This window comes from Shewanella sp. P1-14-1, assembly GCF_001401775.1.
GTDB classification, from domain to species: Bacteria; Pseudomonadota; Gammaproteobacteria; order Enterobacterales; family Shewanellaceae; genus Shewanella; species Shewanella japonica.
Genome location: NZ_LKTL01000035.1, coordinates 19,104 through 40,479 on the forward strand (window position 1 = coordinate 19,104; position 21,376 = coordinate 40,479).

Annotated in this window: 22 protein-coding genes; 10 read left to right on the top strand and 12 right to left on the bottom strand. The window is 38.5% G+C overall.

Annotated elements, in window-relative coordinates; all coding sequences use genetic code 11:
• Positions 1 to 54 precede the first annotated feature (54 nt).
• The gene (locus AN944_RS19340; protein WP_055026291.1) at positions 55 to 282 is read left to right on the top strand and encodes a hypothetical protein; all 228 of its coding nucleotides are present in this window, start codon (positions 55 to 57) and stop codon (positions 280 to 282) included.
• Between the two features lie 48 nt (positions 283 to 330).
• Positions 331 to 825: a GNAT family N-acetyltransferase gene (locus tag AN944_RS19345; protein WP_055026292.1), complete on the top strand. Its 495-nt coding sequence runs from the start codon at positions 331 to 333 to the stop codon at positions 823 to 825.
• A 141-nt stretch (positions 826 to 966) separates the two neighbouring features.
• Here the strand turns inward: AN944_RS19345 and AN944_RS21450 are convergent, their stop codons facing one another.
• The 4 genes from AN944_RS21450 to AN944_RS19360 form a co-directional block, all read right to left on the bottom strand.
• Entirely contained in the window at positions 967 to 1,260 is a 294-nt protein-coding gene (locus AN944_RS21450; protein ID WP_408005094.1) for a DUF1289 domain-containing protein, read from the bottom strand.
• A complete protein-coding gene (locus AN944_RS19350) occupies positions 1,229 to 1,579 on the bottom strand; it encodes a VOC family protein (RefSeq protein WP_055026293.1) in 351 nt (116 codons plus the stop codon). Before AN944_RS19350 ends, AN944_RS21450 begins: the two co-directional genes overlap by 32 nt.
• 264 nt (positions 1,580 to 1,843) lie before the next feature.
• Positions 1,844 to 2,545 carry a DUF445 domain-containing protein gene (locus tag AN944_RS19355; RefSeq protein ID WP_080917476.1) on the bottom strand — a complete coding sequence of 234 codons (702 nt, stop codon included), beginning with the start codon at positions 2,543 to 2,545 and terminating at the stop codon, positions 1,844 to 1,846.
• A 92-nt stretch (positions 2,546 to 2,637) separates the two neighbouring features.
• Positions 2,638 to 3,069, bottom strand: coding sequence for a GNAT family N-acetyltransferase (locus AN944_RS19360; RefSeq protein WP_055026295.1), 432 nt, complete (start codon positions 3,067 to 3,069; stop codon positions 2,638 to 2,640).
• A 304-nt stretch (positions 3,070 to 3,373) separates the two neighbouring features.
• Between AN944_RS19360 and AN944_RS19365 the strand changes: the two genes are divergently transcribed.
• From AN944_RS19365 to AN944_RS19380, 4 genes are all read left to right on the top strand, one after another.
• On the top strand, positions 3,374 to 6,484 hold the full coding sequence (locus AN944_RS19365) for a DUF748 domain-containing protein (RefSeq protein ID WP_055026296.1): 3,111 nt from the start codon (positions 3,374 to 3,376) through the stop codon (positions 6,482 to 6,484).
• A 199-nt stretch (positions 6,485 to 6,683) separates the two neighbouring features.
• Positions 6,684 to 7,040, top strand: coding sequence for a glutathione S-transferase N-terminal domain-containing protein (locus AN944_RS19370; protein WP_055026297.1), 357 nt, complete (start codon positions 6,684 to 6,686; stop codon positions 7,038 to 7,040).
• Between the two features lie 204 nt (positions 7,041 to 7,244).
• Complete coding sequence (locus AN944_RS19375) at positions 7,245 to 7,700, top strand: hypothetical protein (RefSeq protein ID WP_055026298.1); 456 nt, start codon at positions 7,245 to 7,247, stop codon at positions 7,698 to 7,700.
• Between the two features lie 247 nt (positions 7,701 to 7,947).
• A complete protein-coding gene (locus AN944_RS19380; protein ID WP_055026310.1) occupies positions 7,948 to 8,160 on the top strand; it encodes a DUF2986 domain-containing protein in 213 nt (70 codons plus the stop codon).
• Positions 8,161 to 8,256: 96 nt separating this feature from the next.
• On the opposite strand, the gene AN944_RS19385 is transcribed toward AN944_RS19380, so the two are convergent.
• Entirely contained in the window at positions 8,257 to 9,771 is a 1,515-nt protein-coding gene (locus AN944_RS19385) for an MATE family efflux transporter (RefSeq protein WP_055026299.1), read from the bottom strand.
• Positions 9,768 to 10,616, bottom strand: coding sequence for an ion transporter (locus AN944_RS19390; protein ID WP_055026300.1), 849 nt, complete (start codon positions 10,614 to 10,616; stop codon positions 9,768 to 9,770). Before AN944_RS19390 ends, AN944_RS19385 begins: the two co-directional genes overlap by 4 nt.
• A 181-nt stretch (positions 10,617 to 10,797) precedes the next feature.
• Here AN944_RS19390 and AN944_RS19395 point away from each other — a divergent pair, with 181 nt between their 5' ends.
• Both AN944_RS19395 and AN944_RS19400 read left to right on the top strand, forming a co-directional pair.
• Complete coding sequence (locus AN944_RS19395; RefSeq protein ID WP_055026301.1) at positions 10,798 to 11,304, top strand: murein L,D-transpeptidase family protein; 507 nt, start codon at positions 10,798 to 10,800, stop codon at positions 11,302 to 11,304.
• 53 nt (positions 11,305 to 11,357) lie between these two features.
• Positions 11,358 to 11,915: a VOC family protein gene (locus AN944_RS19400; RefSeq protein WP_055026302.1), complete on the top strand. Its 558-nt coding sequence runs from the start codon at positions 11,358 to 11,360 to the stop codon at positions 11,913 to 11,915.
• A gap of 104 nt (positions 11,916 to 12,019) precedes the next feature.
• Here AN944_RS19400 and AN944_RS19405 read toward each other — a convergent pair whose 3' ends face one another.
• From AN944_RS19405 to AN944_RS19425, 5 genes are all read right to left on the bottom strand, one after another.
• Positions 12,020 to 12,784, bottom strand: coding sequence for a DUF4344 domain-containing metallopeptidase (locus AN944_RS19405; RefSeq protein WP_144430231.1), 765 nt, complete (start codon positions 12,782 to 12,784; stop codon positions 12,020 to 12,022).
• Between the two features lie 88 nt (positions 12,785 to 12,872).
• Entirely contained in the window at positions 12,873 to 13,733 is an 861-nt protein-coding gene (locus AN944_RS19410; protein ID WP_055026303.1) for a M23 family metallopeptidase, read from the bottom strand.
• Between the two features lie 301 nt (positions 13,734 to 14,034).
• Positions 14,035 to 14,904, bottom strand: coding sequence for a 6-carboxytetrahydropterin synthase (locus tag AN944_RS19415; RefSeq protein ID WP_055026304.1), 870 nt, complete (start codon positions 14,902 to 14,904; stop codon positions 14,035 to 14,037).
• Positions 14,905 to 15,059: 155 nt separating this feature from the next.
• The gene (locus AN944_RS19420) at positions 15,060 to 15,755 is read right to left on the bottom strand and encodes a response regulator (RefSeq protein ID WP_055026305.1); all 696 of its coding nucleotides are present in this window, start codon (positions 15,753 to 15,755) and stop codon (positions 15,060 to 15,062) included.
• A 6-nt stretch (positions 15,756 to 15,761) separates the two neighbouring features.
• Entirely contained in the window at positions 15,762 to 17,249 is a 1,488-nt protein-coding gene (locus AN944_RS19425) for an ATP-binding protein (protein ID WP_055026306.1), read from the bottom strand.
• A 227-nt stretch (positions 17,250 to 17,476) separates the two neighbouring features.
• On the opposite strand from AN944_RS19425, the gene AN944_RS19430 reads away from it, so the two are divergent.
• Together AN944_RS19430 and AN944_RS19435 are read left to right on the top strand one after the other, a co-directional pair.
• Positions 17,477 to 17,746, top strand: coding sequence for a hypothetical protein (locus AN944_RS19430; protein ID WP_055026307.1), 270 nt, complete (start codon positions 17,477 to 17,479; stop codon positions 17,744 to 17,746).
• A 1-nt stretch (position 17,747) separates the two neighbouring features.
• Positions 17,748 to 18,083: a hypothetical protein gene (locus AN944_RS19435; protein ID WP_055026308.1), complete on the top strand. Its 336-nt coding sequence runs from the start codon at positions 17,748 to 17,750 to the stop codon at positions 18,081 to 18,083.
• Between the two features lie 81 nt (positions 18,084 to 18,164).
• Here AN944_RS19435 and AN944_RS19440 read toward each other — a convergent pair whose 3' ends face one another.
• Complete coding sequence (locus AN944_RS19440; protein WP_055026309.1) at positions 18,165 to 20,642, bottom strand: EAL domain-containing protein; 2,478 nt, start codon at positions 20,640 to 20,642, stop codon at positions 18,165 to 18,167.
• Positions 20,643 to 21,376 lie beyond the last annotated feature (734 nt).

Here is a 21,376-nt window from a genome sequence, read left to right on the forward strand (position 1 = left end):
TTTCAATGCTAGTTTAACAGTTACTTATAAACTCAATATTTAAAGGATTAAATAATGTCAATTAATGCCGCTTTTATTGGACAATTACTCGTGGTGCTTTGGGTGCCATTTACCATTTTTATTACATGGAGCAGTTATAAATTAGGGAGTAAAAAAACCTCTTCACCTAAGTTAGCCACAGCGATTGGCTTCTTACTCGCATTCTTTCCACCTTTAGCACTAATTTATATTGCAGTTTTAGTCATGATTAAAGATAATTCGCCTTTAGAACCAGTAAGTTGATATCTGCAATCTTATAATCACTGCTCCAGCTATTTTTAAAGGTTTTCCATGTCTGATGTGACAATTTTTCATTTAGAAATGACCCATGCAAGTCAAATAAACGCAAAATCAGATGCTAAAGGTTTAATTGTCACTAAAGCCAAGCTTCCCCAGTTTGAATTCAATCGGTTTCTATATCAGTTTGTTGGGGAAGCGTGGGAGTGGACCGACAAATTGGGCTGGTCAGAGCAACAATGGAAAAGCTATAGCGAAGATCCTCACTTACATTTGTACGTTGCTTATTTTGAAGGTTCACCAGCAGGCTATTTTGAGCTGCAACAGCAAACCAACGGCCAAGTTGAAATAATGTACTTTGGACTAGGAGTAAGGTTTATCGGTAAGGGAATGGGCGGCTACTTACTTAGTGAAGCTATAAAGCAAGCTTGGGCACTACCAAATACTAAGCGAGTATGGGTACATACGTGCTCTTTAGACCATCCTAGCGCCTTAAAAAATTATCAGGCTCGTGGGTTTAGCTTATTTAAAACTGAGACTGAGCAATAACAATATTTTGAAATAACAATATTTTGGAAAAACAATATTTTGAAATAATGAGATAGAGCAATCACTCCGTCGTCTCAACTGCTACCTGGTTGGCCCTCACATATGTTTGTAATGTATCGTTGGGGTTATCAATTAACCACTTCAGAAGGTAATAATTCGCCTAGAAGACAATTCATTTAGGCGCCGTTGATCGTTGAGATAGTGCCTGTGTTGAGATAGTGCCTGTATAAGCTCTCTTCTTTGGTTGTCGGTCATTTTATGCCACCCCAATATTTCATCTAACCTTCGGTGACAACCCAAACACACATCTTGCTCATCTAAACAGCAATTGCCGATACAAGGTGAATTAACGATCGTATTTTGTTGATTTTCAGCAATGTTATTAGTCTTTAAGTTGGCCATTTTACTCTGACCAAACGGCATATTCGTTGCCATTATTATCACTAAAATGAAACCTTTTCCCACCAGGAAAGCTAAATACAGCTTTAGTAATCAATCCACCAGCAGCCAAAATTTTACGTTCACTGGTTTCAAGGCATTGACTATAAAGCACGATTAACGGACAACCTTTTTCAAGGTTAAAGTGAGTTGATGACAAATAAAAACCACCATCAATGCCAACGTCCAAAAAGCAGCTGTATTCAGGGCCATAATCTTTAAAGTGCCAACCAAAAGCGTCAGAAAAAAACGTTTTTGTTTTAGTTAGGTCGTTAACCGGTATTTCTAAGTAATTGACTTTATGATGATTTGACATAAGCATTCCCTTAGTTATTGGCGAAATGGTCATCCAGCCCAAATTAAGCGATAAGATGTCGAAAAAGTTGATTCTGATTATCCAAAATAGTGGATTTATCAACGGATGTCGAATAACTCAACTAAACTTACTGTCCAGATTGATGAAAATAATGGAATAAAAAGCCACCTTAGTAATGGTGGCTGAGGTAATATTTGAAGCATTTAAATAGCGCCAAATACACACTTAACAGAGGCTGTTAGCGTGTTAAATAACGAAATGTTATTAGGCTTGAAGCACTGCTGCAATTGCTCCGATGACACCGCCAAAAACACCGCCCCACACCACTAGCCAGCCCAAATGTTTACGTATCATTTCTTGAACAATATCTTTAACCATTGTTGGAGTTAACTCATCCAAACGTTGATCGACAATGTTAGATACTTTAGCTTGCAGATCAGCCATCACGTTGGGCTGTTCTAGTTCATTAACTAAAATCTGATTGAACTCTTCACTCTGTGTTAGTTCAGTTAACGACGCTTTCATCTTTTCAATAAAAGGCTCTTTTAAAGGTATTAGGGCTTCAGTACCGCCGAACATCGACAGCATTCCGCCAAATGAAGAGTTTTCTACCGTATTAACTAACGCATCAAATGACGGCTCAAGATCAACTTTGTCGATCACTGGCGTTAAATCAATGGCTGATGCACTGTTCTCTGTTAACAGGCGGTCAATATTTTCTTGAGTGAAAAATTGCGACATCATTAAATGCTTAATGCCTGCTTTAAACTCCTCAAACCGTGAAGGGATCACACCAGAACCATACAAACCAGGGACTTTTTCAAAAAGCATATGCACAGCTAACCAATTTGTTATCGCACCAGATAACGCAAATAACCCTATAGTGAACACCATAGGTAAAGCGGCAACATAACCTACCAATACAAATAATGCAGCAATGATGTTAGTGACTAAACTCTTATTCAACCTAAAACCCTCAGACATAAAAAAACCTTTGGCATTTTATCAATTTCCAAAGGCTAGATGCTAGTTTACAAGCTAATTAAATCAACGCTCACTTACATATCGGAATGGTATAAGTACATCCCTTCTGTCTCGGTCATGTTAGTTAAGTTTTTCTCGAGTTCGTTATCGAGCACTTTAGTTCGTTTAACCAAAATAACCTCAGTACCATCAGCTAATAACTTGGCCTTAGCAATGAGTTTAGCGGCAATGCCTTCGCCACGTCTGGCTGAGTCGACATAAACATCGTCAAAGTACCAAACAGGTTTTAGTAATAAAGAAGAATAAGACGGGTAAAGTTGGATGAAGCCTAGGCAATGCTCTTGTTCCCAAGCCAAAAATATCATCGAATCATTTTCTTGTAGACGAGTTCTCACAAAATTTCGACAATTTTTTGGTTCAGATTTAAACCCCATACTTTGACGGTATTCATCAAATAAATTGACCAATACATCGGTATCAAACTCTGAAGCCAGGCGGATTTGCATTGTTTCGTCCTTGAAAATGTTGTTGCTGTTCACTTGCCATCCTTTATCGCTACTGAATGATACAGCTCAATTGCGAAATAAGTCAGATGAGAGTTCATTCTACTGTTATAGCAGAACAGTCAGCTCAATTTTAAAATAAAAATCTCATTAATACATTAGCTTAAATTGAAATACTACTTTTGTCCATTTAAAAACAAAAGTGAATCTTTTTTGTAAAAATATTTAAACAAGCAAGTAACTGAACGATAAATTAGATAAAATGTCAAAATATTCACTGTCTAAAACCAAAAGAAGCAGTCGTACTATGATGTCGTTGTTGACTAAAATGAAGCTCGCCTATTCAAATCGCCCTCGATACCAGAAGGCTGCGATAACAATTTCATTTATTTACTTATTATTTATTTTGACTTTAGGCTTACTGGTTCCGTTTATTGCCTCAAAACAGCTTCCAAAAATTCTTGAGGAACAACTTGGCAGACAAGTAAGCCTTGAAGATATTAAAATCAACCCATTTACTTTTGAAGCCAGCTTACATGGTTTTTCTATTGCGGAGAAAGACAGCACAACTGACTTCATTTCTATCGAAACGCTATCGGTTGATTTTCTCTTTTGGCAGTCGTTATTTAATCTTAACGTTACCTTAGATTATCTCACTATTGAAGGAAGCCAGTGGGCAGTCACTCGCCTAAATACCCCTTCAAATCAATTTAACTTTTCCGATATTCTCGATACTTTAGCGGCTAATAACAACAGTTCGGAACCAACAGAAAGCGACAATCAAGCAACGCCGATAGCACTTCACCTTAACCGATTTGAGTTAAACAAAGCGCGTGTTAACTTTGACGATAAGGTAACACAATCAAGCCTTACCTACCCTAATATCACAATTAACGGTCAATTGATTAAAACCGATGCCTTACTGGCTAATTCAGTCGATGCAAATAAAATTAGCCTGTCTATCACTGATGATAAAAAAGGCGTTTTAGCGTTAAACACTCAATTTCAATTGTCGCCTATATTAGCCAATGGTCAGGTTACATTGACTCAAATTACTTTGCCGCAATATTGGTCATTCATTGACAGTATGTTTGATGTGTCATTAACGTCAGCAAACTTGAATGTTTCAACTGATTTTGCCATTTCTGAACCAGTGGCCGCTCAACTTGAGGCAAATGTTGACTCATCAGAATTACCCGTTAATATTGAGCTCACTAATACTGATATTGCACTTGATAATATCGTCACAAAAGATACTGAACGTAATGTCGCAACCATAAGTTTATTAGCATTAGAAGGTCTTAGTGCTTCTTCTAAAGAAAAACTCATCGATATCCCATTATTAACAACCAACAATGCTGACTTTTGGTTAACGGTTGCGCCTAAACGAATAAACTTAGTTGAGTTGTTCACTCCTAAACAGCAGCAAGCAGTTAATACACACAGTAAAGATAACGCACCGGATAACCAAGCTACGCCCAATAATCTCAAGAGCCATGACAATAACAACAGCGCGCAACAATGGCTGGTCACGCTACATCAATTCAAACTTAATGATTACCAGTTTGAACTCACAGAAAGTGTGGCAAACAAAACGAGTAATTTCTGGAAGATATCCAATATCAATTTATCAACAGGTGTTATCAAATCAGATTTATCTGTGCCGATTGACTATCAACTTGATTTATCGATTAACGACCAAAGCCAGTTCGCCTCACAAGGCCAGATCGATGCAAACTTGATGAGCATTGAAGCTGATATTGATTACCAGAATATGGATCTCACCAAGCTACAACCTTACATTGCTCCTTTTATGAATATCACCTTAGAGGATGGTTTATTTAATACAAAGGGCCACGTAAGTGCCAACAATCAGCAAAAGCTCATTTTTAAAGGGCAAGCATCGGTATTAGATTTAAAAATAAAAGATAACGTATTAAAGCAGCCCTTACTAAACTGGGATGCAATGAAGATAAACCAGCTTACATTCGATAATTTAGCAAGATCATTATTAATCGATGAAATCCAATTTAACCAGTTATTTAGTCGCTTAGTCATTGCTGAAGACAGAAGTACAAATATTGCTGACTTAATCGTACAGCCAGCCAGTAAGGGGGTTGAAGATATTGACCAATCAGACACGGCGTCAAAAGAAGCGCCTATTGATGTCGAACTCAGTTCAACAGGCTCAACTGAGCCAGCTTTCGCTATTAGCATTAACCGTATCGGATTAAAAGAGAGCTCTGCTTTCTTTGCGGATAACTCACTTACACCTAATTTTGCTTCAGGTATTGAGCAGCTAACAGGCGAAATCACCCAAATTTCAACCAATCCACAAACAAGAGCATCAGTGAGTCTTAAAGGTAAAATTGATAAGTATGCGCCTGTCACTTTAAAAGGGGATGTTAACCCGTTACTTGCTAATCCATATCTAGATCTTAATCTTGCTTTTAACAAAGTAGAATTAACCTCAATCAATCCTTATTCAGGAACCTATGCTGGATATTATATTGATAAAGGCCAACTCTCATTGGCTCTTAACTACAAGCTTGAAAATAATCAATTAGTCGGTAGCAATCATTTAGTTGTTGATCAGTTACAGCTAGGTAAGCCAAGTAATAGTTCACTCGCGACCTCACTGCCAATCACCCTAGCTATTGCTTTATTACAAGACAGGCACGGGGTGATTGATTTAGGTGTCAATGTAGATGGTGACTTGGATTCTCCAAGCTTTAGTTTTGGCAGCATCATCATGACGGCCATTACCAATGTGATAACTAAAGCGATTACGGCCCCATTTTCGTTACTTGCAGGTCTTGTTGATAGTGATGAAGAAATGGATAAGGTAAGTTTTGAATATGGTCAAGCCATCATTGATGCCAATCAACAATCGACGCTTAGTAAACTAGCAAGTGCACTGAATGACCGTCCATTATTGATGCTAAACATTAAAGGTAGCGTTGATTTAGTTAACGACCAACAAGCGCTGCAGCAGCAACAACTGCACAGTAAACTAGCTGCACTCGCCAAGCTCGATATAAGTGAACTGCCAGCCAATTTATCTGCGAGTCAATTTCCAACTCAAGGTGAGTTAGTGACAGCATTAATGAACCTATATCAAAATGAAACTCAACAAGATCCACAACTCATCAAACAACAAATACAAGCTGAAGCACCAGAAATTACAGCAGAAGAACTAGCAACAAGATGGCATATCGCGCTGTATAACTTAACGCTAAATCAACAAAACGTTAGTGAATCTGCACTGGGTCAACTTGCCCAGCAACGTGCTAAAGCGGTTAAAACCTACTTGGTTGAGCAAGCACTGATTGACCCAAGTAGAGTGTTCATTCTTGAAAGCCGGGTGCATATGGAAGAATCAGAAGCACAGGCAATACTTACTTTAGATGCTAATTAACATTGCCGTATAACAAAGCCTGGTAATGCAATTGAGCCTTAACCTGCAAGGATAAACACGTTAAGGCTCACAAGTGACTATTATCTGTGAATAACATCACGTAAACTGTCGCTAAATTTGAATGTAAGTGCACTTTTATATGCTGCATTCATCCACAAATATAATTAAATTGATTCATCCAGTTTAAAAAGGAAGCAGTATGTTTGTTATTCGTTGGATCCTCGGTCGTATTATCTTATTAGCTAACTTTATATTTCCAGGTAAAAAACGTCAGCGCCCAGTTGCAGAGCAAGCAAAAATCGATGAGCAAACAAAAGGTTTAGCCCTTTACCAGTACGCGGCATGTCCATTTTGCGTCAAAGTACGCCGTGCGATTCGCAGACAAGGTTTAGAAATAGCGATTGTCGATGCCAAACAAGATGCCAATAAGCAGCAGCTCATTGAGCAAGGTGGCCAACTAAAAGTACCTTGCTTAAAAATAGACAAAGATGGAAAAACTCAGTGGATGTATGAATCCAATGACATTATTGCTTACCTAGAAAAGCAATACGCATAGTCAAAACGTCAGTAAAACCTATGGTCGCAGTTTACTTTTGTAGACTGCCATATAGCTTCTTTACAGGCGGGATAACACCTTGTTAATTGACACTCTTCTCACCAATACCGAAGTGCTCAATTCGTTATAAATAACTATCAATAAAAATAAATTTCGTTTTTAATAGACCCAGTTGATTTTAGAAATAGGTAAAGGGATATTCAGGTGCTAAAGATTTTTGCTATTGCAATCAGTATTGTTTTATTAACTGCATGTACTTCTGCCCCTTTGGAGCCTGAAGCTTATGCAGGACAATTCAAAGATAAATTTAGCACTTCCATAAAAGGTGAAGGTATTAAGCTTTTTACTTACAAAGCAAAAGTTGCAACGGCAAGTGACCGTGGCATTGAAGACCCACTCCCCCATCAACAAAGAATCGATCGCCGCCGCCAAAACGCACGAAGTTATGCCATTGAGCAAGAACAACGTGCAGAACGATTAGAGCTTTGGGGTCAACAAGTTGAAGTCGGTTTACAAAAAACCATCGACATGACTGGTTACTGTAAAGAAGGTTACATGATCCTTAACCGAAGTGTGAGTGAAGGCCGTGGAGAAATCCGTGGCGAATGCAATGACGGCGCAACTGCTGAAGATATTGAAAAATTCAGCCGCAACTTTTAATTAAGCCTTAACTTCAAACACCCATTAATCTATAGCTAAGTATCCTATTGCTTAATTAAAAGCAGCATTAACTGATTCAACACTGCTTTATTCGCCCACAATAGATTATATAAGTAGTTTAACTATATCCTGCAGCCAGTTTGAGCTAAACTTAGCTTAATCATTTAAAGCAACTATGAGGCACTCTTGTAGTTGTGAGTTAGACAGTAAAGTGCCACCGGCACCATTAAGCGAGTTAGCAAGTCCCATGAACAGAAAACAGCAAATGATCAAAAAGACCGCTAAGCGGGCTAAAGCGAAGCAAAATAAAATCGTTAAAGATAACCCACAAAAAAATCCAAAAGTAGGGTATATCTCGAAAGCCGTTCGCGCTCAAATGGAATTAGAAGAGCAGCAGAAATTAGCTGAAGCGGCACAAGCTGAAGCCTCGCCTGAACAAGCCCAAGCTGAAGAAAAATAACCGCAGTATTTGTTATCTAATTAGATAAAAATAAAGCCCAGAAACGTCATAGTTTCTGGGCTTTATTATTTAATAGGCCTTATTTTGAAATATAAGTTACTTATCTTTTGATGATAAAGGGTTGTCTAAATCACCATCTCGAATAATCTCTTCACACAAAGGCTCTTCATTTAACTGGGCTAAATGCACATAAGATGACGATTGCGGTGAAGAGCTAGGACTCATTTCCAGTTCTATTTCACTGTCTTCGGTTTGTTGGGCTTGTTGATGCAGTTTTTGTTCATGCTCTTTATTGGTAATTTTATCAATGAGTCGATAACCAACCCAAACCCCACCGATACCAAATAAAATAGAGCCAACCGCCTGTCCAATCAGTACGCCATACACCCCACCAATTTGGGCGCCAAAATACACAAATGGAATTGTACCTATAGTAGCTTTACCTACATTAAAGAAAGTTGAGTATTTCGCTTTACCCAAATTGTTAAATGAAGCATTAGCAACAAATAAAATGCCATTAAATATAAAGAAGATAGCGATATAATTACAAAAGAATAAAATCAGTTCCTCAGCCTCTCCTTGCATATCAAATGCCGACACAATTTGATGTTTAAGGGCAAATAAAAGAATCGACACACCTAATACAAATACCACACAAAATTGAATGGCTTTTGTTAAGCTTTCTCTGACTCGGCCAAACTCAAGTGCGCCATAGTTTTGGCCGATAATTGGCCCCACTGCGCCACTAAGAGCAAAAATCATCCCAAAACACACAGGGATTAATCGTCCTAACACAGCCCAACCAGCTACATAACTATCACCGAAGTCTGCAATGGCTTTAGTTACTACCGCATTACCTATCGGTGTCGCCACATTGGTTAGCATTGCAGGTAAAGCAATGGCAAAAATAGTTCGAATATCTTCCACAAAATGTTGACGATTAAATTTACCCAACATTTTATGTTTAACTACAATGCCGCGAGCAGAAATAACAAATACCGCAATACGAGCAAATACTGACGCTACAGCTGCCCCTTCAATTCCCATACTTAATGCAAAGATGAAAATAGGATCAAGGACTAAGTTAACCCCACCACCTGCAAGTGTAGACATCATAGAGAGCTTAGCATCACCGATGGCTCTTAGTGCCCCACCAAGCGCCATCGCTAAACAAATAAAAGGTAAAGAAGGAACTAAAATGCGAAGATAACTCTCAGCAAGTACAGCGGTTTCGCCAGTAGCTCCTACCAATGCAAGTAACTCAGGAATAAAAATAAATACAGTAATGGCTACAAATACACTGGTGATTAACGAGACAACGGCACTGTTTAATAGCATCCTTTTAGCCAGAACCATGTTCTTAGCACCAACGGCTCTCGATACCAGTGCACCCAGTGCTATCGACAACCCTATGCCGATTGATGTCGTAAAAAATGAAATAGCACCAGCATAGCCAACCGCAGCAGCTAACTCCACTTCGCCCAATAAACTTAAGAAAAAGATATCTAATAAATCGACCACAAACAGCGCTGAAATTCCCACTGCCGCCGTTGAGCTCATGACTAAAATGTGCTTTAAAATCGACCCTTGAACAAACTTAGCTTCGGTCATGATTTCCCTTCTGATTGATGTTGCTCTAATTCACTACCACAGTGATGACAAAATAAAGCCTGTAAATTATGGCCACGAGTACCACAATTGCTGCACTTTCTTAAATCTCGCTCAGCAACCATTTCATGTGATATTTCAGCGGTTAATATTCCTGTAGGAATCGCAATAATTGAATAACCAATTAGCATGGTAAGTGAAGCAATCGCCTGACCTAAATTAGTCTGTGGCGTGATATCGCCATAACCAACGGTTGTGATAGTCACTATGGTCCAATACATCGATTTTGGAATTGAAGTAAACCCATTTCCAGGTCCTTCAACCACATACATTACGACGCTTAATGCCATTATGATCAAGCTCACTGAAAAGAAGAAAATAAACACTTTCCTGCGAGACTGAATCATCGCTTTTAGTAGCAAGTTTCCTTCACTGAGGTAGCGCAATAATTTTAATACTCTAAATACCCTAAATAGCCTTAATATCCTGAACGCTAATGAGACGTTTGCCCCTGGGAATATCAATGCTAAAAAACTCGGTAAAATCGACAGTAAGTCGACAATACCGTAAAAACTACGCATATATGCCCAGCGATTGATTGAGCCATAAAGTCGCAACAAGTATTCAATCGTAAATAGCCAAGTAAACGCCCACTCAGCATAGTAAATTGCTTGGCCATATTGTTGATGATAACTGTCGATGGTATCTAAAATTATCAGTAATACACTGAATAAAATACAAATGATGAGTCCGATATCAAACCATCGACCTAGCTTAGTTTCCGTGCCAAATATGACAGAGCGTATATGCCGTTTTAATGGCGTGTCTTGCTTTTCTTCTGACGTCATAGTTCACTCAAAAATGACCATTAATTAAGTACCGCATAATATGAAAAATACGGTATTATCTTTGTAAATAATAAATTCATTATGACAATTATTGATGCTTCTGCTAGATTGCTTAACGAATTAACCTCATGTTAACACTATTAATAATAAACATATCGAAAAAACTGCTTTTGGAGACTTCATGTACTTGGTTAAATACCTCTTTTTGCTCGCCATTATCACGCCTACTTTCGTCAATGCTTCAGTCGATCAACTTATTAAAGCAAAAGTAGACCTCGTCGTGGTGAATAAATCTGAATCAAGTATGTCGATTTACCATCAGGGTCAAAAGCTAAAAACCTACCGCATTGCCATGGGCGATACCCCTCAAGGACATAAGCTTAAAGAAGGCGACCAACGAACGCCCCAAGGAAGATACACGTTAGATTATAAAAAATCTGATAGTGCTTTTTATAAATCTATCCATATCTCTTACCCAAATGAAGAAGATCGCCTGCGAGCAAGTGCCTTAGGGGTCAGTCCTGGTGGCATGATCATGATCCATGGCCAAAACCCCAACTCACCTTTAACACCTGAGCAAGCGCAACAGTTTAATTGGACCAACGGCTGTATTGCTGTAACGAATAAAGAGATGGACGAATTGTGGCTAGTTATCGAAGAAGGAACTCCCATTGAAATTTGGCCTTAGCCAGTTCGTCGTTTTTCCACCTTATAACCATAAAAACACCTTCAGGATCCCTAATGAATTATGCTCAGTTACAGCAAAGCTGGCCTGAATTTAACCAGCGTATCACTCACTTCCTACATCAATTAGGTTTAGCAGACTTAGCTCTAAAGTGCGATCATTGCGCCCTGAGAGTTAATAGCAAAGAGAAAGCTGAATTACTTGTTGACGCATTTGAACAAGCTGGTCAAGTGATCTCAAACAATATGATTAACGGTCGTCCTATCCTAATCATAAAATTACATACACCAATGCAATTAAATGGTGCTAGCGTGCCATGTGTCGAACTGCCCTTTCCTTCAGATAAGGTTTACCCTCAAGAAGGCTGGGAGCATATTGAACTTGTCTTGCCCACTACAGCAACCACTTGTGAAGCACTCATCTCGGATTTATCAAGAAAAGTCCCATCAATAACGGCTATTATTGAAGGAAAAACTGATATCAAAGTGAAGTTAAGCTCACCTCAAGGTGATAATGAGCGATTAGCAAACCCTACGGTTGCTTTTAAAAAAGACGGTATTTGTATTAAAGTTCACCCTCATAGCATTGAAACTATTATTGCTAGTGAGCAATAAGGTCTTACTTTATTCGCCATTAGTCATACAAAAACACTAGCCACAAACTTGTAAGCCTGACCCTGTGGCTAATGTTTAACATGTATTTAATAGGATAGGTTTATTTAATGAGCAAAGTAACCTTGCCAGTTTTTTGTTATGACTTGAAAGTGTTCAATACAAAACGACTTTCTATCAACTCGATAATCCTTTTCAATTTCATTCAGTAATGCCGGATACTTTTCTGGTTCAGAGCCATAGACTAAACACAGGCTTGAAAAGTACCTTTGTAAATCAAAACTATGCTCATCGATATACTCACCTAGCTCATAAAAATCAGGGCGGTGCTCTGATTCTAAAGCAAACAAATCTGCTGCATTGAGTAAGGCATCATCGCCAGCATCAATATAATTAAGCATGATAATAGCGGCAAAGTTATCTGCAGCATCCTCTTCTTTGCCCAATATTGGAATACCATTATCAGCAATATAAGCATGAGCAATCTCATGGAGTAGCGTATGTAATAACGCATCAACTGCGGCTTGCTCCGCTGAGTCAGCAAGCTCGGCCATATAAGCATTTTGGCTAAAATAGTCTATTGAATCGACGATAAATGAGTACGGGATGTGAATGGTGTGAGAGTTGGGGTCATATAAAGGGCCATCTTGGCTCCCATACTCAATCTGCAGAGGATTGTTAAAAGTGAAGTAGGTTTCAGCCAATGCTTGTACTAACTGATTAATTTCACTTCTTTTTATTATACCTTGATAACGTAAATCAGCTTTACTTGCAGGCAAATAAGTTACACTCATTTTTGCTTTTTCCGATGCTAAGCTGACACCTGATAACAAATAAATCGGTATTATTAGGGCGAGCAATAATTTATTCATAATAATCTCCTTACATCGCCCTGTGATAAATAGCTAAACTTAGCAGCGGCTTAACTTATTATTTATATCAATATTTGTATCGATAATATTATTCTTTTATAGCTTTCTCAGCAGCTAATATTTCTGACATCGGTGGCACGACGGTGACAGGATCTAAACGCATTTGATACCAATTTATGCGCCAATCAAGGTGTGGGCCAGTAGCGCGTCCTGTTGCACCAATCTCAGCTAAATTTTGCCCTTGTTTCACTACATCACCGACTTTGGCATACAACTTACTTAAATGCAGAAATGTAGAATTAATACCATAACCATGATCAATAATAAGCGTGCCGCCTGAATAAAACATGTCAGGTTCAGCTAGAGTAATCACGCCATCGGCAGGTGAAACAACAACGGTTCCTGTTGGTCTTGCCACATCCACACCATAATGCGGATTGCCTGGTTTACCGTTGTATACACGCTGGCTTCCATAAACCCCTGATATACGCCCTGTAACAGGCCAGATAAAATCCTGCATGAACGCCGTTTGTTCACTAAATGTATTTCTTGCCGTGCGGGTTAGTTTCGCATCTTTAGCAGCGCGTTCTTGTGCAGCTGGATTCGGCTTCATTATTTTTTTACTGATGCCAGTGACGCGATCAATTTTGTATTCTTTTGCTTTGACCGTCATTGGTTTTAATTCAGTTAATCCGTCCGGATATACCACTTCGAGCATTTGCTCTTTAGCGGCATCTCGTTCAAACCCAAACGCAAACTTACCTTGAGGCGTCACTTGAATCGCTTCGCCATTAAGTTTTACAACGCTACCTTCAGGAACAGCGCCTCGGATCAGTGCACCTTGTTCAAATTGTCCCTGAAGCTGGATTTGAGCATGAGCGGTAAAAGCGATAAAACTAGCACTCAGCAGTGAAAGCACACAAAACTTTTTACATTTATTGTCAGACATGTACGATGCATTCCTAGTGTGTATGTATTCTATTTAGATTCAGGTCGTTAAAGAATTAACGAATAGGCATCTCTTCAGCCAATTTATACAATAGTATGGTTTTAAACTAATAGATTCAAACTGTTAATCATGAGCGAAAGTTAACCCATTCAAGACAGCACTCTTTTTAGATAAAAGATAGATTAAAAAGAGAATAAAAGGATTCTTGTAAGGCTAAAAAGAACTAATCAGGGGATGTTGATTTGAAAAATGTATAAAGCTTAATAGAGCATCTTGACTCTATTAAGCTTTGTAAAACAAGCTACTTAACAGCAATAGCACCTTTGCCAATACCTTCAAAGGCAATCACTTTAAATTCTGACTCAGGTGACTGTTTTGACATAGACTCTGCTAAAAATTGTGCCAATAACTCTACTGTGGTGTCATGGGGAATGATGTCACAGCAAGATTTAGGCATAGCAAGCTGAAAGTCACCTTGGGGGGCTTGATAGTGAAAGCCGTAATGAGTTGCATCATTCACTTTAGCTTGCTTTGATAAAGACAGAGTGCTGAGATCAACAATATCTTCTTCACTTCCTAAATATATATCTTGCCATCTATCGGCCCAATATTGATCCCATTTAGGTGCTACAATACCGTTTTCAAATACAGTAATTGGACTACGATGTCCGTGGGCGATACGCTGGCAATTGCCGTCGTGCTTTCTAAGACCGTGACTGTAATGGTAGTAAGGCGTATCTAACACTTCATTACGAAGCGTTAAGCTAATACCTTCAACATTATCAGGTAAAGCTTCACGTAGCGCTTTGATTAAGAATGAATTAACACTTTCAAAGTCAATCACTTCGGTAGGCACAAGTGCAAATGCTTGTGACGGACACGCAAGATGAATGTCACCTTGTTGGCTTGAAAAATCCATCCAAACTCTGTCACCCTTTTGCTGCCATCTCACTTCACTGCATGCTGTAGGAATTAATAGGCGGTGGTCTGCGACATCATCGATGGTATTTTTAATGGTTTTTTTAACTTTTGAAAAGTCCAAAACCATATTCTGCTCATCCAGACCGCCATCAAGCAATACATCGACAATCCAGCTTTCTCCCACCATGCCGCGAATTGGACACAAATAAGAGAAATCAATAACGGTTAAATCTTTTACAAACAATTGCATTAAAGCTCCTAGGCAGAAAAACAGTCCGCCTCAGTCAACGTATCCCAATATAGCAATGGCTAAAGGGAATAATAAATATTGTTGGCTATTCTAAACAAAACAAGCGCTAGGAGCGAGTAAACAAGCTGAGAATATGAAATTGTTTTCAAAGGGGCTTATTCTATTTTGTAACCCACACCATAAATTGAATGAAGTAAGTCAATTTGAGTTTGGTGCATTGTTAGTTTGGCTCTTAGGTTTTTAATGTGGCTATCAATGGTACGAGAACTCACTACGCGGTCATCGACATAACAAACTTGCATTAAACTATCACGGCTATGAACTACCCCAGGACGTTTTAACATGGTTTGTAGTAGTCGAAACTCGACAGGGGTTAACTCCACTTCGACACTCGAAACAAAACACTTAAAGCGCTGGATATTGATTAAAATATGTTTATAAGCAATTTCATCTTCACTAATTTTAGGTTCAACATCTATCCGACGTAAAATAGTTTTAACTCTGGCAACGACTTCTCTGGCTGAAAACGGCTTACATACATAATCGTCAGCGCCAACCTCTAATCCGATAAGGCGATCAATTTCATCTACTCTTGCCGTGAGCATTAATAAAGGAATAGATGAGAATTGGCGTACTTCTTTGCAGATCGTTAAACCATCTTTATGAGGCAACATGAGATCTAAAATAACAAAATCAATATTGCCATTTTTAATGGTTTCGACAGCGTGAAGCCCATCATTTAACACCTGAGTCTCGAAGCCTTCTAACTCAAGGAAATCAACGAGTACTTGCGCAATTTTTTGTTCATCTTCAACAATTAACACTTTCATATTAGGGTAATCTGTACTCATTATTTTTTATGACTCTTTTTGCAAAGGTAGAACAATTTCAATACATAGGCCACCTAAATTAGATGGTCTTGCGCTAATCAGCCCGTCATGAGCCTCAACAATATTTCTGCTAATCGTTAAACCTAGACCTGCACCATTATTTCGCCTAACTCGTGAGCTATCTTGCCGATGTAGAGGGTCAAATAAAAGTTCGCACTCTGATGCATCGACAGACGGTTTTGTGTCATTAAATACAATCAATAAACGTTCTTTCTCAGTGATGAGGTCTATAGATAGGTGCCCTGGGCTATCAGTGTAGGCAACTGAGTTTAAAATCACATTGGCTAACAATTGCCGAAGCCTCATCGCATCACCAGTGATAAAAATGGGCTTATCAGCGGTAAAACTCACTGCGATGTCTTTTTCACTGATCTTATCTTCTAGTGATATTAATGTTTCATTAATACATTGGGTAATATTAAGAGACTCAAACTGATACTTTAAGCCGCCAACATCAGATAAAGAAAGCTGATATAAGTCGTCAACCAAATGCTTAATTCGCATCACTTCCTGCTCTAGTGAAGTCAGTTGCTGTTGATTAAAAGGCCGGATGCCAGCTTTTATAGCGTCGATTTCACCACAAAGAATGCTCAATGGCGTTCGCAGTTCATGTGAGATATCGGCAAACCAACGATTTTTGGCACTGCGTGTATTTTCTAAAGTCACAGCAAGGTGATCAATATCATTCATTAGCAGCCCCAGTTCGTCTTGACGGTCTAAATTAAAGCGTTCTGAGTAATTCCCCTTAGATAAATGAGATATCCCTTTTACAACTTCTCTTACAGGCATAAGTAACACCCGTGCCAATAGCCATGAAATAATAATGGCTAACGATAAACAAAGTAGACCTATCCAAATGCTGGTCCATAATTGTTGCTTCGCAAACGCCTTAGCCGAAATACTATTTACTTCAAAAATAGGGTTACTGTATAACGTGGCAACGACTTCATCGTTATATAAAACAGGCATGCTGATGCTGCCATCAATATCGTCAAATGCATCACCAGCTAAACGCTCACCCGCTGGATTATATATTGATGTTGGTGGGCCTAGTCTTCTGGGCGGCCCTGCTTTTCTAGCATCTCGTAAATGCGGTGGTGGCCCACGCCTTACTCTTTCTTCAGGACCCGAATCAACGCCTTTGATAGCATCAACGAAAAGAGGTCTAGGAGGTAATTTCCTGTCACCATTGGTAACTAACTTTAATGGGTCTGCAGAAAACACTCTTAACAAGGTATTTAATTGTTGTACAGAGACGTTATCCCAACTTTGGCCTGATTGACCATATAAAGAAGAAAAAGAATTGGATAATGTATGTAACCGTTCTTCTTCTAAGGAATGAATGTAATTAACAAAGCCTTGATCAAAACTCCACCTCGCAAGTGATAAGGTTGCGATAAGAACAATACTGGTCAGCCCAATGAATGCTAAAAAAAGTTTTTGAGATATCTTCATGAAACCAAACCCAACAAGCTCTATAAAATTACCCTAAATGATTGCATCTACATTTTGAATCAAGCACATAACTTGATAAATTAACGGATAAATTAGGAAACAGTTCAACAGTATATATAGCTTACACAAATCCCACTACCAAACCTTTAAAACTCCATAAAATCTGCACATTTTCTACATACTTGATTGTTACTGTGTTTATCAATTTAAGGCGATAAGGAACTCAAATGATTAAAACACTTAAAAGCTTTACCGTATTGAGTCTGGTTTTGTGCTTCTCATCCGGCTTGATGACTGAAGCTGCTGAACGTCAAATGCGTAAACCGCCACAAGAAGCGTATGACATCTGTGAGGACAAAAATGAAGCCGATGTCGTCACCATTACAACCCCAGACGGAGATGAAGTGGAAGCAACGTGCCAGCTAATGGATGATGAATTGGTTGCAGTGCCTGATAATCATCCACAACGTGGCCGCTCTAAAGGAAATAGAGGTTAGCATGCAATTTGAAGTCTGTTTATCTGCCAGGAATGTTAAAGTCAACCAATGGAATAAGACTGATAACCATAGGCGGCTAACGCATCAATTACACATACTAGATATAACAGATGATCATATTCATGCTGCGGTTAACTCGCTTTCTGAGGTTGAGAAAACATCAATCTCAGAAAAGCTTACTTTACTAAATATTGCTCAACAAAGTGGTCTTAGAATGTCTATAGAAGGATTAAAGCCACATGTAAGTAACTTATCATATCAAGACTTGGCCACGGTTTTTGTTGATATTTTAAGGCAGATTAGTCAGCTAGACTCAGATTTATTCATGCCTAACTGACTAAAAAGCGTTCAGAATAATAGAATGACAGCATGGTATTAGTGGCTAATAATGCGAAGATGACACCGATGCAAGACACCATTACATTTGGGGCAGTATTGGGGTCAGGGTTGCTGGTAATTGTGGCTTACTGAAAAAGTAACCTTGTGCTTGGTCGCATCCATTTTCTAACAAGAAAGCAGCTTGTTCTTTCGTTTCCACACCTTCAGCGATAACGGTCAGTTTTAATGCATGCCCCATCGCAACTATCGCTTTAGCAATCGCAGTATTGTTACTGTCATCAGGAATATCCGCGACAAACGATTGATCAATCTTTAGTACATTGATCGGCAATTTTTTTAAATAACTTAATGATGAATATCCGGTTCCAAAGTCATCAACAGATAACTGAATACCCATATTTCCTAATCGCTTTAGATCGTTAATGACTTTCTCAGGCTCATACATCATACAACTTTCTGTGATTTCTAGTTCAAGTCGATTAGCAGGAAAGCCTGTGTCAGCAAGCACCTTTTCAACATCGTCAATAAAACTTGAACGTTGAAACTGCAAACTCGCTACATTTACCGCTAAATGACCAAATTGATAACCTGCTTCAAGCCAGGTTTTACCTTGCTTACAAGCCATCGTTAATACCATTAAACCGATTTGATGAATTAATCCAGTTTTCTCAGCAATCGGGATAAACTCAGCAGGTGAAATGACACCATGTTCTGGGTGTTGCCAACGGATCAATGATTCTAAACCGACAAGTTTACTATCAAGCAGAGATAGTTTGGGCTGATAAACAAGATGAAATTGATTCTCTTGAATAGCTTCGTGCAGAGCACTTTGAATTTTTAAATGTTCAACAGAATTGAGCGTCATAGTTGAATCATAAAAAGTGACATTGTTACGTCCATTTTGTTTAGCAATGTGTAACGCTGTATCTGTATTTTGTAATAGCTGTTCAAAGTTTAATGTGTCATTTGGGAATACTGACACGCCCATACTTAGCGTAACTCTTATAAGCGGCCTATCATCGAACTTAAAAGGTTGTTCGATCATAGATTTTAATTTATTAATCTTACGTAAAATTAATTCATGTTGATGAATATCAGTCAGTAGAAGTACAAACTCATCACTACTAAGTCGAGCCACAATACAATGCTCACCACTAAGTTGAGATAACCTTTCGCCTACTTCGATTAATAATCTATCCCCAACGTCATGCCCTAAGCTGTCATTGATATGTTTAAAGAAATCAATATCAAAAAATACGACTGCTAATTGTGTTTGCTGATGTAATGCTTTTTCAACCCGCTTTTGTAGAATTGACCTAAACAATAACCGGTTAGGCAATTGCGTCAAAGTATCGTAATAAGAAAGATTAGCGAGTTTTTCTTCATTACGCTTTTGAGTCGAAATGTCAGCAAACACTGCGACAAAGTAATTAATTTTATCTTCTTGACTGTAAATCGCATTAATGGTGACTGACTGAGGGAAGATTTCGCCTGACTTACGTCGGTTCCAAATTTCACCATGCCACTTACCTTTTACAAGTAAGGTATTCCACATTTTTGAAAAGAATAGTGAATCGTGTTTGCCAGAGTTTAAAATTCTTGGATTTTGACCCAATGCTTCACTACGCTCATATCCAGTTATTTTACTGAATGCTGCATTCACCTCAGTGATATTGCCGTCGCGATCTGTAACTAAGACGCCTTCAACAGTGTTTTCAAATACACTTTCAGCTAATAACAGTTGCGTTTGGGTTTCTTTATGTCGAGCAATATTACGCGTAATACCAATAATACCGACCAGCTTATCTTGGCTGTCATAGAGCGGCGCTTTTGTAGTTTCTAACCAATGTCGCTTGTTATTTTCATCAACCCGTTCGCATTCTCCGACAACAACTGGCTTTCCTTCTATTTCAGCTTGCCTATCACCTTGAACAAAGGAGTCAGCCGTATCAGAATCAAATAAATCGTGATCATATTGGCCAATAATTTCAGAATGTGATTTATTCCAAGCTATATCCACACTTTGATTACAAACAGCATATTGACCAGAGAGGTCCTTAATCCAGATATGTTCTTCAAAAGCGTTAATAAAATTCTGTAAATTAATCCCGTTTAAATGGACATTTTCATCAAATTCACATTGAAACGACAAACTTTGGGCAGCCATAAGCAAAGTCGCATCAACTTGTTGTGAATCATGGGTTAACTCACACACTGAGCATATAAATGAAATGACTTGACCCTCTCTGTCATTACCAAAATATACAGGAAGACTATAGAGCTTATAACGTTTGTCTTGGTGACAAAAATCGGAATGGATTACGTTAAGCGGTGACGTTGAAATATTAAAATCTTTGATAAGACTTTTGCATTCTTTAACCACTAAATGGGTAAACTCAGAAACTGAATCACAAGGTAATTCAATCTGATGTTCAGATGTGATTAATAGGCTTTGTTCATCAACAGAAACGACATATACAGATGAATGTAATGCTTTGGCTGCTAGATCGATAGTTTGCTGCCAGCGATTCACTGCAGCTTCTGTTAATTTATGCATTATATTAGCTAATCCCTACCAAGTGGTAGTCATCAATTCGCAAAGTATATAACCCCAAATTCAAAATTTGAATAACCTAATTCAGTATATGCTAACCAGATCATTATTGTGCCCAAACAAAATAAAACAAGCTCAACAAAAGTGCAGCACAAAACTTACAACTACCTATCTATATACGCTTTTGTGCTGCGGAGGTATCAGCAAAAAAATACCTAAACGAACGTGTTCTAAATAATAAAGCGACCCAATCTTATAATGAATGTAATGAAATTATCCCAAACATTCATGATCATACCTTAAGCACAAGATATTAATTCATCTTATTAAAAAGCAAATAGCGTTAAAAATCATGTCTATGTCACTTATTATTAAGAAAAACTTATGCACTTAACGATGGTCTATTTGTGCATAGGCATATCGTCCGCACTTTCTTACGCTACACAATTCACTTAACAAACAGACACAAAAAAGCCCGTTACGTGAGTAACGGGCTATCTGCTCTCTTAAAAGAGAAATTAGGCGCTTGGCGATGACCTACTTTTACATAGGCATATCGTCCACACTGTCTTTAGTTGCACTCAATTCACTTAACAATCAGACACAAAAAAGCCCGTTACGTGAGTAACGGGCTATCTGCTCTCTTAGAAGAGAAATTAGGCGCTTGGCGATGACCTACTTTCACATGGGGAGACCCCACACTATCATCGGCGCGATTGCGTTTCACTACTGAGTTC